Below are 14337 nucleotides of genomic sequence, written 5' to 3'. Positions count from 1 at the left end.
GCGCTGGAGGTGTACGATGGCTGATCAGAAAACGACAACGACGGAGCGGCCGAGCGCCGCGGAGCGACCCGTGCAGGAGTCTGGCGCAGCGGCGCTCGGCTGCGGTGGCCTGTACCGCGCCCGGTTTTCGAGACACATGGTTGAAGCCTGTGCGGCGCGTGAAGCCGCTGCAAGTTGACCGCCTCGAAAGGCAGCCAGGGGTCGGAAGCTGTGTCGTTCAATGATCCAGGTTTGGTAATAGTGTAACAGGCGGGCCCCCTGCCCTCGCCTGACGGATGCCCGGATTCATGCGCCTGAAGCATTGCGGTACGCCAGCCCCGGCCGTAGCCGGATCGGCAAACCTGCCCTGATCATCACGGAAGATCGCGCGACCACCCTGCCCTGCCCCGCAGCGGGTTTGGGCGGTGGCCGCGGACTTTCGCCTGGCGGTCGGGCGCCCGATCTGATACGATTCTCGGGTAATGACGCCCAAACCGTCGACTCATCCCGACATCGGATCGAATGCGACCCCGTCCCGGAGCCGTCGGCGCCCGCGTCGACCGCGCAATCGCGGCGCCGCGCCGGTGCAGCTGTCACTGTTCCCGGAGCGCGTCGCGTTGACCCGGATCCGCCCCGAGTGGAACGAACGGCGCTTCTACCGGCTCGAGGTCTGGCCCGATCTGTTCGGCCGGCCCCAGCTCGCCCGGATCTGAGGGCGGATCGGCACCAGCTCGCGGCTGCGGGTTGACCCCTATCCCGATCTTGGCAGCGCCCTCGATGCCCTCGCCGATCTCGCCCGCGCGAAGCGCCGGCGCGGCTATCGCGACCAGCCCGCCCTGCCATGGTGAGCCGGCCAGCTGCGTCCCGGGCGAGAACGCGGGTCAAAGCTGCGCGTCGGCGCTCCACAACGACTGCGGCATCTCCCGTGCCGCCGGCGCCGTACCCTGCCCGGCCCCAGGGGATGAGCCTCTATGACGAGACCGGCGCCCGGAAATATCTCACCGAGAGCGAACGGAAAGCCTTCCTCGCCGCGGCCGAACGCGTCGATCGTCAGGTGCGGACCCTCTGCATGACCCTGGCCTTCGCCGGCTGCCGCCTGTCCGAGGCGCTGGCGCTGACCGCCGACCGGGCCGACCTCGCCGGCGGGGTGATCGTCTTCGAAACGCTGAAAAAGCGCCGCGCGGGGATCTACCGTGCCGTGCCCGTCCCCCCTGCCCTGCTCGAGGCGCTCGATCTGGTTCACGGGATCCGCGAACTGCAGTCCCGCCGGGATAAGGGACGCGGCACAAGGCTCTGGCCCTGGTCGCGGATGACCGGCTGGCGTGCCGTCCATCACGTCATGGAAGACGCCGGCCTGTCCGGGCCGCACGCTTCGCCCAAGGGACTGCGGCACGGCTTCGGAGTGGCCGCCGTCTCCGCCGGCATCCCCCTCAACCTGGTGCAGAAATGGCTTGGCCACGCCCAGCTCTCCACCACCGCGATCTACGCCGACGCGGTCGGCGCCGAAGAGCAGGACATCGCCCGCAGAATGTGGGGATGAATCCGGTTTCGGCCTGATCGGCGTACCCTTGAAAACCCAAGCCGATAGGTTATTATCAAGCCATGAGTCGGGTGTTCGTGTCCGAGGCGACCGGTGCCGTGGTCTACGTCTTTGCCGACGATCACTGTCCGCCACATGTTCATGCCCGGCATCGAGGCGACGATTGGATCGCGCGGATCGGGTTTTTGTATCTCGGTGACGATGTGACGCTGCTCAGCATCGCGCCGCTGAAGAACATTCCCCTGCAGCGCACGCTTAATCGTCTCCTCGGCGAGGTCGAGGCGCGCTTGCCGGATTGCCGAAAGGCCTGGTGGGAGATCCGGCGGACCACGTGCCTGACGAACCAATGGGCGCGTGTTCTTGATGCCGGAGCCGTCGAGCTGCTGCCGGGCCGAGAATCGGGGGCGCGTCAGATTGCGGAGGCGGACTATGACCCCGGGAATGAAGTGCTGCGGCTGATCCTTCGGGACGGCACGACGAGAGAAGTGAGATTGCGATCATGACCAAGCAGCGGATCACGGATGCGGACTATGCGAATGCTCTGGCGGCCGGTCGGACCGAGGCGGAGACGGAGATTCGAGCCCAATCGGTTCGCTACGTACCGGAGCGCGATGCGCTCGAGATCATCACCACCCGGAATGCCGGTTTTCTGATCCCTCTTCAGTGGATCGGGGCGCTTCAGGACGTGAGCAAAGAGGATCTCGCCGGGCTGGAACTCTGGCCGGACGGATCGGCGATCGCGTTGGAGGATCGCGATATCCATGTCGGCGTGAACGGTCTCCTGACGGCCGTTCTCCCGGCGATGCTGCCGGCGCCGAGCGTCGCTGCGCTTTTTGCGAGCCGCGGCGGCAAGGCAACTTCGTCAGCGAAGCGGAGTAGCGCCCAGGTGAACGGACGTAAGGGCGGACGACCACGTAAGGCAGGTCGCGATGAGGCTGCTTGAGTTGGGCCGGCATTTTAGGCATACCTAAAAGCACGAAAGCACGAAAGCACGAAAGCACGAAAACACGAAAGCACGAAAGCACGAAAAGAAAAAATCGTTTAAACTGAAGTTTTCACTGATTCGAAAGCAAATTCCCTGTATTTATCGGTGAACTTCGAGATCTGATTTTGCCGCTTACTGGACACGCATGGGGTCGATCCCGATCAGGGCGAAGGCGGTGGTTTGCAGCGACGTGGGGTTTGCCAGAGCGGTGAAGGTGGCGTTCGGCGCCTTGGGTAGGGAGGCGGTGTTGAGGGTCTGTGTGGCGAGATGCGCCATCAGGTCGGTGAAGCTCGAAATCGGCAGGTTCTGGTCGTTGCGGCGTCGCCCGCGCTTGCGATCGGCGGCCGGGGATATCGATGCGGGGGCAACCGGCGATGAGCGTTCAGTTTCCGCGCCTGGCCGGTCGTGATCCTGGAACAGCAGGGGCTTGAGGGCGTCGCGCAGATGCCATTCGACGTAATAGGCCATCATGCAGAGGAAGACGTGGGCACGCACCCGCGGCGAGAGCCAGTGATGCACCGGGCGGATCGCGAGATCGACCGATTTGAGGGACCGGAACGCCCGTTCCACCCGTGAGAGATCCTTGTAGGCTGACACGGCTTCGGTCTCGCTCATGACGTCCGCGCTCACACTGGTGCGGATGACATAGATGCCGTCGAGGGCCGCCTCGCGCGCGATGCTGGCGGCGTTGCGCTGGAAATCGAAGCGGCTGGCGGTGATGGTGAGATCGAAATGCTTGGCCATCTTGCGCTGGTTGATCACCGCCCCCACCGCCAGCCCGATCGCGGCCTCGCCATGAAGAGGAGCGCGTTTGCGCCGTGTCGCATCCCGGATCCGCGCCAGTTCCGTCTCGGTGGCCACGAGCAGCGCCTCGCGCTTGCGCCGTCGTTCGGTCGCCAGGGCGGCGTTGCGACAGGCGATCAGCCGCTCGCCCGGATAATCGGGCGACGTGATCGCGGCGATATCGCGCTCGTCGAACAGCGACATCTGCAGCGGTCCCTCGGCAAGATCCTGGATCTGCCCCGCGCGCAGGCAGCTGATCCAGTCCAGCCCCGCCGGCTTGATCGTCTCGCGGATCCGCGCCGTGGTGATCATTCCGCGATCACCCACCAGGACGACGCGCTCGAGATGGAACCGGCGCTTGAGTTTCTCCACCTGGGCGGCGATCGTCGCCGGATCGGCGGTGTTGCCTTCGAACACTTCCACTGCGATCGGCCGCCCCTCGCGATCGCACAGCAGACCATAGACGATCTGCGGCCGATCGGGCCGGTGATCCCGGCTGTATCCGTGGTGTGCCAGTTCGCAATGCCGGCCTTCGAGGTAGGATGAACTGACGTCGTAGAGCACCAGCGTGCCGTCGCGCAGATGGCGCCTTGCAAACTCCCGTTCGATCCGCCCCTGCTGCGTGCCCAGCCAGTCCAGCGCCGCATAGATCTCGCGCTCTTCAATGACACCGAGATCAAGCATCTGCCCGAGGCTCGATGTTGCGGTCTCCGGGTTCAGGCCGCGCAGGGTCGAGAGCTTCGATCCCGGCGCGATCACCCGGCCGGCGATCAGCGCCAGGGCGAGACTGCGCTCGCGCGACGCCCTCCGGCCCAGCAGGCGGGGTATCCCGAGCTTGCGCATCATCCCGAGTGCCGCCGCCACATGACCATGCGGCAGCGAACGCCGGATCTCCAGCGCCTGATCGGCACCACCAACCACCGCGCCACCCGCGAGCAGCGCTCGTAGGCCATCGATCAACGCGGGCGGCATCTGGCTCAGATTGGCGATGGTACGCTTGTGAACCTTCCGCCCCTCGCGGAAACTCTCCCGCAACAGCACGGCCGGCGCCGATCGGCCATTCGGAACCACATCGATGAACATAACCCGAGCGAATCACAGATCGAGTCGCACCGCAAGCCCCATTTATGGACACAAAACGCTCGCAAGAAATCAGCGCTACGCGAGGCTATCCGCCACGTTCAGGTCATTCCCAAGTAAAAACTTCAGTTTAAACGTTATAGTGGTATTGCACGTTTTCACGCTTTATGGGATGAACGAAAACACGCAATCGTTCTAAACATAAAGCCAAAATGCACGTTATCGTTCTTGCAAGCCAGAAGGGCGGTTCAGGGAAAACCACTCTTGCTGCGCATCTCGCTGTGGCGGCCGAGATTGCTGGAGACGGGCCTGCGGTCCTGATTGATACTGATCCGCAGGGCTCCTTGTCAGCCTGGTGTGTAAATTCGCTTGCAATAGTGACCCCCTGAGGGGCGGAAATCGCGTCGAATTTCGACCCCTCTGACGAATGGTGTCAGGACCCTCCCTAACGCTCGTGGTGAGTTTGGGAGATTTCTCGGGGGATGATCGGATTGGGGAGATTCGGCGGGCTTATTTTGATGAGCATCTGCCGATCAAGGAGATTGTGCGGCGTCTGGCGGTTTCGCGTGCGACGGTGCGCAAGGTCGTCCGGGGTTCGGCGACGGCGTTTCGGTATGCGCGTGACGTGCAGCCTGCGCCGAAGCTTGGGGAGTGGGTTGAGCGGCTGACGGCGATCCTGGAGCGGGAAGCGGGCTTGCCGCGGCGGGGGCGGCGCTCGACGCAGCGTCTGTTCGAGGAACTGCGGGGGCTCGGGTATGAGGGCGCGCATGACAGCGTGCATCGATTTGCCAAGGCGTGGCGGCGTGAACATGCCCGGGTTCCGGTGCGGGCTTATGTGCCGCTGAGCTTTGCGCCGGGGGAAGCCTACCAGTTCGATTGGAGCCATGAGGCGATCACGCTGCAGGGGCTGCCGGTGACGGTGAAGGTTGCGCACATGAAGCTGTCGCACAGCCGGATGCCGTTCGTTCGGGCGTATCATCGGGAGACCCAGGAGCTGGTCTTCGATGCGCACGACAAGGGTTTCGCGTATTTTGGTGGCGTTTGCCGGCGTGGGATCTACGACAACATGAAGACGGCGGTGGAGGCGATCTTCCTGGGCAAGGAGCGTCGCTACAACCGGCGATTTCTGCAGATGTGCTCGCATCACCTGGTCGAGCCGGTGGCCTGTACGCCTGCGGCAGGGTGGGAGAAGGGTCAGGTCGAGAACCAGGTCGGCAATCTGCGTGACCAGTTGTTCCGGCCCAGGCCGCGGGTCGGCAGCCTTGCCGAGCTCAACGCGTGGCTCGAGGACGAATGCGTCGCCTTTGCCAGGCGGACGCCGCATCCCGAGGTCAAGGACCGGAGTATCTGGGCGGTGTTCGAGGACGAACGCCCGCAGCTGATGGCGATGCGCGGACCGTTCGATGGCTTCGTCGAGAAGGTGGTGCGTGCGAGCACGACCTGCCTGATCATGGCGGACCACAACCGCTACAGCGTCGATGCCCGTGCCGCTGGACGGATGGTTCAGGTGCGCTCGCATGCGGCGCGCCTTGTCGTGCTGCTGGACGGCGAGGTCGTCGCCGAGCATCCGCGGGACTTCCGGCGTGGCCAGGTGATCTACGATCCCTGGCACTACCTGCCGATCCTGGTGCGCAAGCCGGGGGCGCTGCGCAATGGCGCGCCGTTCAAGGACTGGCAGCTGCCGCCTGGCCTTGCGGCCGCCCGGGCGAAGCTGAAGCAGCACGCCGACGGCGACCGCCAGTTCGTCAAGATACTGGCAGCCGTGCTCGATCACGGTCTGGCCGCGGTCGAGGCGGCCTGTGCCGAGGCGCTCGAGGTCGGGATCGCCAGCGGCGACGTCATCCTCGCCATCCTGGCGCGCCGGCTGCAGCCGCCGGTGCCGCCGAGCATCATCACGCCCGACGCCCTGCGCCTGAAAGTCGAGCCCCTTGCCGATTGCGGCCGCTACGACAGGCTCAGGAGTGCTGCCTGATGGAACGGCAGGACATCCTCGAAGCGATGGCCGAGCTGAAGCTGCACGGCATGCGCGCAAGCTTCGACGAGATCGCCGGCAAGGGCGTGGCGCGGCGCGATGAGTTCTACGGTCTGATCGCCAGCCTGATCCGCGCGGAACGCACCTTCCGGCAAGCCCGGTCGATCACCTATCGGATCAGCAGCGCCAAGTTCCCGGTGTTGAAGGATCTCGACACGTTCACCTTCAAGGGCACGCCGATCGACGAGGGACTGGTGCGCGAGCTGGCGACCGGCAGCTTCCTGGAGGGCAAGCGGAACGGCATCTTCATCGGCGGCACCGGCACCGGCAAGACGCATCTGTGCATCGCCGTGGCGGCCGCCGTCATCCGCGCCGGGGCGCGCGGCCGGTTCTATAATCTCGTCGATCTGGTCAACCAGCTGGAACAGGAGAAGGCCGCCGGTCGCAGCGGCAATCTGGTTGAACGGCTGCTTCGCCACGATCTGATCGTCATCGACGAACTCGGCTACCTGCCGTTCAGCCAGGCCGGTGGCCAGCTCCTGTTCCACCTGATCAGCAAGCTCTACGAAAACACCTCGCTGCTGATCACCACAAATCTCGCCTTTGCAGATTGGCCGCAGGTCTTTGGCGACGCCAAGATGACCACAGCCATGCTGGATCGCCTCACCCATCACTGCGACATCATCGAAACCGGCAACGAAAGCTGGCGCTTCAAGAACCGAAGCTGACTAAAAACCCTCCCCAGACCCCCACCCGGCTTATCCACGTGGGCGCACAGGAACCCCCCACGATCTCCGCCGCTCGCGCTCTATGGCGCGCGACGAAGATCGCGGGTCCCCCCTATGCACTACGTGGATAAGCCCACGTCGATAACGCCTCGTCTAACGCCCAAAGGGGTCGGAATTGGACGCGAAAAGGGGTCACGGTTGGACGCGATTTGACAGCAGGGGTTCGGCGCCGTGCCGAGCCGGCCTGGGACGAACTGGTCTGCGAACTGAAGCGGCCTGGGATGAATCTGCAGGTGCTTTGGGAGGAGTACCGTGACCAGCACCCGGACGGTTACGGATATTCGCGGTTCTGCGAACTGTTCAGGGAATTCGAGGCCCGCCTGTCACCGGTCATGCGCCAGGATCATCGTGCTGGCGACAAGGTCTTCGTCGATTATTCCGGCAAGCGGATTGGCATTGTCGATCGGGCGAGTGGCGAAGTTCGACAGGCGGAGATCTTCGTCGGCGTGCTCGGCGCATCGAGCTTCACCTATGCGGAGGCGAGTTGGACCCAGACGCTGCCGGACTGGATTGGCGCGCATGTCCGCATGTTCCGCGCATTTGGCGGTGTTCCGCGGCTGATAGTGCCGGATAATCTGAAGTCCGGCGTCAACAAGCCATCGTTCTACGATCCCGAGATCAACCTCAGCTACGGGCGCATGGCGTCACATTACGGGGTCGGTGTGCTCCCTGCGCGTCCGTTCCGGCCCCGCGATAAAGCGAAGGTGGAATCCGGGGTACGCTTTGCTCAAACCTATATCCTGGGGCGTCTGCGCCGGCAGACGTTCTTCTCGCTGGCCGAGGCCAACCAGGCGATCGCCGGCATGGTCGATCGGATCAACGACTATGTCATGCGCCGGATCGGCGTCAGCCGCCGGCATCTCTTCGAGACGATCGAGCGGCCCGCGCTCGCGGCGTTGCCGGCATCCGACTATGAATTCGCCGAATGGGGTCTGGCACGGGTCGCGCTGGATTATCACGTCGAGGTCTGCGGGTTTTTCTACTCGGTGCCGCATGAACTGATCCGCCAGCAGGTCGATACCCGCGCGACCGAACGCGGCATTGAGATATTCCACCACGGCAAGCGCATTGCGGTTCACCAGCGTCGCTACGGCGGCCGCAAGCATGGCACCGATATCGAGCACATGCCGAGTGCCCACCGGCGCTACGCCGAATGGACGCCGGAGCGGTTCCGCCGCTGGGGCGCCTCCATCGGCCCGCATACCGAAGGGCTGATCACCGCCATCCTCGCCAGCCGGCCGCATCCCGAACAGGGGTTCCGGACCTATCTCGGCATTCTCCGATTGTTCAAGGACCTCGAACCCGCCCGCGCTGAGGCCGTAGCCGACCGCGCCGTCGCGATCGGTGCGTTCACCTACAAAAGTCTCGCCTCGATCGTCGCCAACAAGCTCGATCGTTCAACCGCCGCGGCGGGCGAGCCCCAGGCGGTCATTACCCACGGCAATCTCCGTGGTTCCGGCTATTTTCATTACTCACCAGTCGGTAATTAAGACGACATTTTGCTAGTCGTATGTTTGCGGGGATGATATAATTCTGGCATGAAACGGGACGGTCGCAGATTTGATCATCGCACCCTGGAAACCATCCGGCTGATGGCTGTAGAGCGGGTGCGCGAGGGCGAAGCGGCCTCTTTGGTGATTGCCTCATACGGGTTCAGCCGCACAACAATCTATAAATGGCTCAGCGCGGCATCGAAGCCTGGGGTCGGGGTGAAAGCCTTGCGGTCACGGCCGGCAACCGGCCGGCCGCGGCGTCTGACGCCGCGCCAGGAGCAGCAGGTGTTGCGTTGGATCAATGGCCGCGATCCGCGCCAATACGGCCTGGATTTCGGGCTGTGGACCCGGCACGTTGTGGCCGAACTGATCGAGCGCAAGTTTGGTATCAAACTCGGTGTGACGGCTGTGGGCGAACTGCTGTCGAAACTGGGCCTGACGCCGCAAAAGCCGTTGCAGCGTGCCTATCAGCGCGATCCGGAGGCGATCGAGGCATGGCGACGTGAGCGGTTTCCTGAAATCGCCAGGCAGGCCAAGTCCTGTGGCGGCGAGGTCTTTTTCTGGGACGAGTCCGGCTTTCGGGCCGACGCCGTGCATGGCAAGACCTGGGGCGTGAAGGGACAGACGCCGATCGTCGAGCGTCCGGGCCAACGGCAATCGATCAGCGCCGCCTCGGCGGTGACAGCCCGCGGCGGGTTCTGGTATTGCACTTATGAAGGCGGCCTGAATGCTGAGTTGTTCGTAGCGCTGCTACGCCGGATGATGCGGCACCGCACGAGGCCGGTGCACCTGGTCCTCGACGGGCTGCCTGCCCACAAAACAGCGCTGGTGAAAGCCTACGTGGCGTCGACCAATGGAATGCTGACGTTGCATTTTCTGCCAGGCTACGCCCCTGACCTGAACCCAGATGAACTGGTCTGGAGCCACATGAAGCGGACGGGCGTCGCCCGGACTCCGCTACGCCAAGGCGAAAAGCTTCAGGACAAAATCGAAGCCCAACTCGCCGCCATCAAGCGCAAACCACGTCTCGTGCAATCATTCTTCAAAGCACCAACTGTCGCCTATATTACCGACTGCTGAGTAAACAGTCAAACCCGGAACGATACGGTATCGTAAGTTGAGATCTTTGATTTCACTCGAGATTTTCGTAGGCACGTCGGGATTTTGCAAAAACGTGGTGCTAAATAATTGCGCAAATTGCTTCTTTTAACTTGATTTATGATTGGTTTTCGGCTGCCAATTCGGCATGTTCGTGCGCGAGAAGCGAATCAACGGCTACAGCTACCTTTATCTGGTCGAGAGCGTCCGTGAGGACGGGCGCAGCAAGCAGCGCATCATCAAGAACCTGGGCCGGAAGGAAGTCGTCCTGGCCGATGGAGGTCTCGACCGCCTCGCCGCCTCGATCGCGCGCTATGCCGACCGTGCCTCGGTCCTGGCCCAGCTGGCGGCAGGCAATCCGGACGGGCTGAGCTGCAAGCGGATCGGCGCGCCGCTGTTGTTCGGCCGACTGTGGCAGGAGAGCGGGATCGCTGCTGTGTTCGAGGAGCTGCTGGCCGGGCGGCAGTTCGAGTTCCCGGTCGAGCGCGCGGTGTTCGCCACCGTGCTCCACCGGATCATGGTCTCGGGCTCGGATCGCGCCTGCGACAAATGGCTCGAGGATTACGACATTCCCGGCACCGAGGAGCTCGGCCTGCATCACCTCTACCGCGCCATGGCCTGGCTCGGCGAAGAGCTGCCGGACGAGGAACAGGGGGATGCCACGCCCTTTGCGCCACGGACGGTGAAGGATCTGGTGGAAGAGCGTCTCTTCGCCCGACGGCATGATCTGTTCACCGACCTCTCGGTCGTGTTCATGGACACCACCTCGCTGTATTTCGAAGGTGCCGGCGGCGAGACGCTGGGCGCGCGGGGCCACTCCAAGGATTACCGCCCACAGCTCGCGCAGATGATCCTCGGCGTGGTGATCGATCAGGACGGAAGGCCAATCTGCACCGAGATGTGGCCAGGAAACACCGCCGATGTCTCGGTGCTGGTGCCGGTGATCGACCGCCTGCGGTCGCGCTTCGGCATCGGCCGGGTCTGCGTCGTCGCCGATCGCGGCATGATCAGTGCCGCGACGATCGCCGCGCTGGAGGAGCGCGGGCTGGAATACGTGCTCGGCGCAAGGGAACGCACCGACCGCATCGTCCGCGAGGTGGTGCTGGCCGATGAGCGCCCCTACACCCCGCTCTGCCTCGAGCGCGCCGGTGGCGACGAGACCCAGCTCTTCATCAAGGAGGTCAAGGTCGCGGGCAAGCGCTATATCGTCTGCCGCAACGAGGCGGTGGCCATCGAAGAGGCCGAGACCAGGCGCAAGGTGGTCGCCGCCCTCGATCGTCAGCTGACGCGCGGCGATAAGGCGCTGATCGGCAACTCCGCCTATCGCCGCTTCCTGCGCCCGGTCAGTGACGCAAAGCCCGGCCGCAAGCACAAGCTGTTCGAGATCGACGCCGGCAAGCTCGCCGAGGAAGCCCGCTTCGACGGCGTCTTCGTGCTGCGCTCCAACGCCCGGATTTCACCGCTGCAGGCGGTGATCCGCTACCGGGACCTGCAGAATGTCGAACGGCTGTTCCGTGTCGCGAAGGCGACAATGCGCACCCGGCCAATCTACCATTCCTCCGACGCCGCCATCCGCGGCCACGTCTTCTGCTCGTTCCTCGCGCTGATCCTGCACCAGGCGCTCGACGAAAAACTCCGCCGGGCCGGCAAGCGCGTCGAATGGGCCGATCTCCTGCGTGATCTCGACCGCCTCCAGGAGGTCACCATCAGCAAGCGCGGGCAGCAGATCGTCCTGCGCACCCCAGCAACCAACTCGATCGGGCCGATCTTCAAGGCCGCCGGCGTCGCCCTGCCAGCCAACGTGCGAGACGCATCCGCTTCCTGATCCAAATCCTCCCGAAAGCCGCAGGGTGTGGTGCTAAGAAACCACGCGCCCACAATACATGGCTGTTTTCATTGGACTATTTTCAGGTCGCTGTTCAAGTCGGGCCAGACTGCCTTGTATCCCCTTGACCAATGGTATTTGTAGCTATTAGCCCCAACACACCACCAGACCGGAGCAATACAAATGCGCGCCTAAAGAAATGCGCGGAAATGTCTGCGTTTCCGTGAGCACCGTCATGTATTGTCTGCAACCAAGGAATATAATTCTTCGCATTTCCTGCCACAATCGTATTTCCACCGGCAAAGGGTGGATTACCAACGATCGCATCAAACCCGCCGTTCTTTCGGTCAAAGACTTCCGGGAACTCGATCTCCCAATGGAATGGGGGTATCCCGTGCTCACCTTTGCGCAATCGCGTTGCTGCAAAATTGAGTAAATCCCAACGTGGCTGCGCGCTAGAGATCTGGCTTTCGACCTCTGCGCGTGCCTTCTCCCGAGCTTTTGTTTTGTCCGACACAAAAAAGGAGGAGACCACAGCATCCCCCATCACCCTGATTGGAAGCACTTCAGACTCCAAACTGCTGAATCGGGCCTCCTGAACAGTGCGCCCAATGTCGTCTGGCGCGTTCTGAATTTCGGCTCGCCCCCTCATAGCTTTCGACACACTTTCGCGCACTAATTGCCGAAATAACGGAAGACCAGCCTTTGATTCATTCCAATTGGCCGCAGAGATCTTTGCGATCTTCAGGCCGACAAGACTATCGCCGCACTTCAACGCGTGATCCAAGAATGTGAACTCGTGGTCCCGTGCCAACGTGGCCAGCCAAAGAGACAGCCGCGCAAGATCGACCGCGCGCGGGTTTTTATCGACCCCGTAGAGACAGCGTTGTGCGACGAGCCGCCGCGCATGAAGCTCCTCGTCCTCGTCGGCGGGAATGGTCGGACGCGTCTGCGGCCAACGTGTCCAGGCTACTACGAGGCGCTCGCCCAAAGCGCGGCAGGCCTCGACCAGGAAGGCGCCCGAGCCCATGGCCGGGTCGCACACTTTCAGCTCCAGCACCTGCTCCGGCGTGGCGTCCGCTCCGAGCCGCTCGAAGGCCGGCTCCAGCGCATATTTGACGATTGGCGCGGTGAGTGACCGAGGCGTATAGTGGCTGCCGGTCCGTCGCCGTTCGCCAGTTGGCTGCAGGATCGGTGTTCCGGATGCCGCGACCCGCTTCGTTGGCGAGCCGCGCTCATCGACCATGCCGTCGAGCGCGGCCACAAGATCCTCGACGCTCTTGGCGTCCTCGACCGGCTTAGCCTGCGCTGCCGTCAACGCGCGCCCGACGTTTTCCTTCAGTTCCTTGATTCGGTCCTTGCCCTTCTTCGCGAGAACGTCATCGAGCGCGACGAAAACCGGCGTCTTGTTGTTCTTGCCCGCCTTGATGGCGAGCACGCGGCTCGTGGCGGCCTCGACCGTAAAGCCCATGACTGTCTCGTAGACCGAGCCGATCTGTTCGACGTCGAGGGTTCGATAGGACAGTCGCTCGCGCTCTGCACCGCGCAGCTTCAGGGTCATCAGCCCTTCAAGGATGCGAAGCAGGCACCCGTCCGACACGGCCAGTATCCGGGCTGGCTCATCCTTTGAGGAGCGGCCTTCAAGGAAGGGGAATTCGTCCGGATCGAACAGCTTGCCGCCACGCGCCTGCACGAAGCCGGTCTTGTGGCCTTTGTGGATCAGGCGAAACAGCGCCAGTAATCCGCCCCATCCACCGCGCCGCTCGTCCATGGTGTCGGGATTGAGCGTCGCGTCTTCCGTGAGCTTCGCGTAAAGCCCGCGAACCGAATAACTCGTCTCGTAGATCTCGCGCGCACGGGCGTCGGATCGAGACGGAAGCAGGTCCCGGTCTTCGGCGTAGAGCACGAAGACCAACCGCATCAGGACGGTCAGCAGCCCCTCATAAAGATGATCAGGACGGCTCTCCGCGAGTTCGCGAACCAGCCTTGGCTCGGCGGCGTGCAAACCTCGGAGAAGTTCGTGGAGCGCGCCGAGAACCTGCTCGGCGAGAGCGGTTGAAACCAGAGCCTGGGCGTCGCGGCTATGCTTCAGCAGCGCGGGCAGCCGCCGATTATCGGCATCCGAGAACAGCCGAAACCGATCGAGCAAGAGCTTCAGACCGCCCAGCATGGGTCGGCCGGCAACCATCGCCATGGGCCGGATCGGAAAGCTCTGGTGGCCCGACGTTTCGCCGCGCGGAGCATAGATCAGGCGAAACTCGGGATAATACCGAACCTCACCGTCCTTCCGTTCGTCCCGCTCGGAGATCAGCAGGCCAGCAAAGACGCCGGTGTCACGCAAGAGCCGCTCGAAGCGCTGATGTGGGGTCGCCTCCCAGCCGTCGAGGGCGTTCCGGGCGTCAGGATCGACGCCTGGCGCCTCGATCCGCACGAGAAGCTGCCAGCGGCGATCGCCGTCACCGAGCTCCGCGACAGCCCATGTCGGTCGCAGCATGGTGCCATGCTCCGGGAGCGCCACGAGCAGTTCGTCCGGAATGGCCGGACCGCCGGGCGCACCAGCGACGTGGCGCGCTTCCCAGCCCAGAACCTGTTCGAAGAACGCCCAGGGATCGGTGAGCGCAGGCTTGGAAAGCTCCGAGCCGATAATCTCGGTCACCTGGCCAGTTTCGATTGGCGTTTGCCTGAGCGGCAATAACCCCAATTCCTTGAGCAACGTCGGCGCGACGACGAGGCCCACCGGGGGCACATGGTCGAGCCATTCGAGATCGGGATCGCGATAGATTTCCGCAGCCAT

Annotated in this window: 11 protein-coding genes and 2 pseudogenes; 11 read left to right on the top strand and 2 right to left on the bottom strand. The window is 63.5% G+C overall.

Annotated elements, in window-relative coordinates; all coding sequences use genetic code 11:
- Positions 1-563 precede the first annotated feature (563 nt).
- The 5 genes from ACIDOCELLA78_RS81180 to ACIDOCELLA78_RS81160 all read left to right on the top strand — a co-directional run bounded on the left by ACIDOCELLA78_RS81180 (position 564) and on the right by ACIDOCELLA78_RS81160 (position 2462).
- Positions 564-692, top strand: coding sequence for a hypothetical protein (locus ACIDOCELLA78_RS81180; protein ID WP_307850837.1), 129 nt, complete (start codon positions 564-566; stop codon positions 690-692).
- A gap of 6 nt (positions 693-698) precedes the next feature.
- On the top strand, positions 699-827 hold the full coding sequence (locus ACIDOCELLA78_RS81175) for a hypothetical protein (RefSeq protein ID WP_307850848.1): 129 nt from the start codon (positions 699-701) through the stop codon (positions 825-827).
- Between the two features lie 113 nt (positions 828-940).
- A complete protein-coding gene (locus ACIDOCELLA78_RS81170) occupies positions 941-1519 on the top strand; it encodes a site-specific integrase (RefSeq protein ID WP_201727486.1) in 579 nt (192 codons plus the stop codon).
- 77 nt (positions 1520-1596) lie between these two features.
- Complete coding sequence (locus ACIDOCELLA78_RS81165) at positions 1597-2022, top strand: hypothetical protein (protein WP_201727485.1); 426 nt, start codon at positions 1597-1599, stop codon at positions 2020-2022.
- Positions 2019-2462, top strand: coding sequence for a DUF2442 domain-containing protein (locus ACIDOCELLA78_RS81160; protein ID WP_201727484.1), 444 nt, complete (start codon positions 2019-2021; stop codon positions 2460-2462). The genes ACIDOCELLA78_RS81165 and ACIDOCELLA78_RS81160 overlap by 4 nt, the downstream gene beginning before the upstream one ends.
- A 174-nt stretch (positions 2463-2636) precedes the next feature.
- On the opposite strand, the gene ACIDOCELLA78_RS81155 is transcribed toward ACIDOCELLA78_RS81160, so the two are convergent.
- Positions 2637-4370, bottom strand: a complete 1734-nt coding sequence (locus ACIDOCELLA78_RS81155) for an IS1634 family transposase (RefSeq protein WP_201727483.1) — start codon at positions 4368-4370, stop codon at positions 2637-2639.
- Between the two features lie 209 nt (positions 4371-4579).
- Here ACIDOCELLA78_RS81155 and ACIDOCELLA78_RS81150 point away from each other — a divergent pair.
- The 6 genes and pseudogenes from ACIDOCELLA78_RS81150 to ACIDOCELLA78_RS81125 all read left to right on the top strand — a co-directional run.
- Positions 4580-4723 (top strand): annotated as a pseudogene (locus ACIDOCELLA78_RS81150) (AAA family ATPase); the annotation flags it as partial.
- 71 nt (positions 4724-4794) lie between these two features.
- A pseudogene (istA, locus tag ACIDOCELLA78_RS81145) lies at positions 4795-6442 on the top strand (IS21 family transposase).
- On the top strand, positions 6339-7067 hold the full coding sequence (istB, locus tag ACIDOCELLA78_RS81140) for an IS21-like element helper ATPase IstB (protein ID WP_201727481.1): 729 nt from the start codon (positions 6339-6341) through the stop codon (positions 7065-7067). The pseudogene istA (ACIDOCELLA78_RS81145) and the gene istB overlap by 104 nt, the downstream one beginning before the upstream one ends.
- Positions 7068-7276: 209 nt before the next feature.
- Complete coding sequence (gene istA / locus ACIDOCELLA78_RS81135) at positions 7277-8617, top strand: IS21 family transposase (RefSeq protein WP_283770795.1); 1341 nt, start codon at positions 7277-7279, stop codon at positions 8615-8617.
- Positions 8618-8665: 48 nt separating this feature from the next.
- Positions 8666-9700, top strand: coding sequence for an IS630 family transposase (locus ACIDOCELLA78_RS81130; protein WP_201727480.1), 1035 nt, complete (start codon positions 8666-8668; stop codon positions 9698-9700).
- A gap of 166 nt (positions 9701-9866) precedes the next feature.
- Positions 9867-11543 (top strand): IS1634 family transposase, encoded by a 1677-nt coding sequence (locus tag ACIDOCELLA78_RS81125; RefSeq protein ID WP_201727475.1) that lies wholly within the window; start codon positions 9867-9869, stop codon positions 11541-11543.
- Positions 11544-11637: 94 nt separating this feature from the next.
- Here the strand turns inward: ACIDOCELLA78_RS81125 and ACIDOCELLA78_RS81120 are convergent, their stop codons facing one another.
- Positions 11638-14337: an Eco57I restriction-modification methylase domain-containing protein gene (locus ACIDOCELLA78_RS81120; RefSeq protein WP_201727479.1), complete on the bottom strand. Its 2700-nt coding sequence runs from the start codon at positions 14335-14337 to the stop codon at positions 11638-11640.

Source organism: Acidocella sp. C78 (genome assembly GCF_907164655.1).
This window is presented reverse-complemented; position numbering and strand designations above follow the sequence as displayed.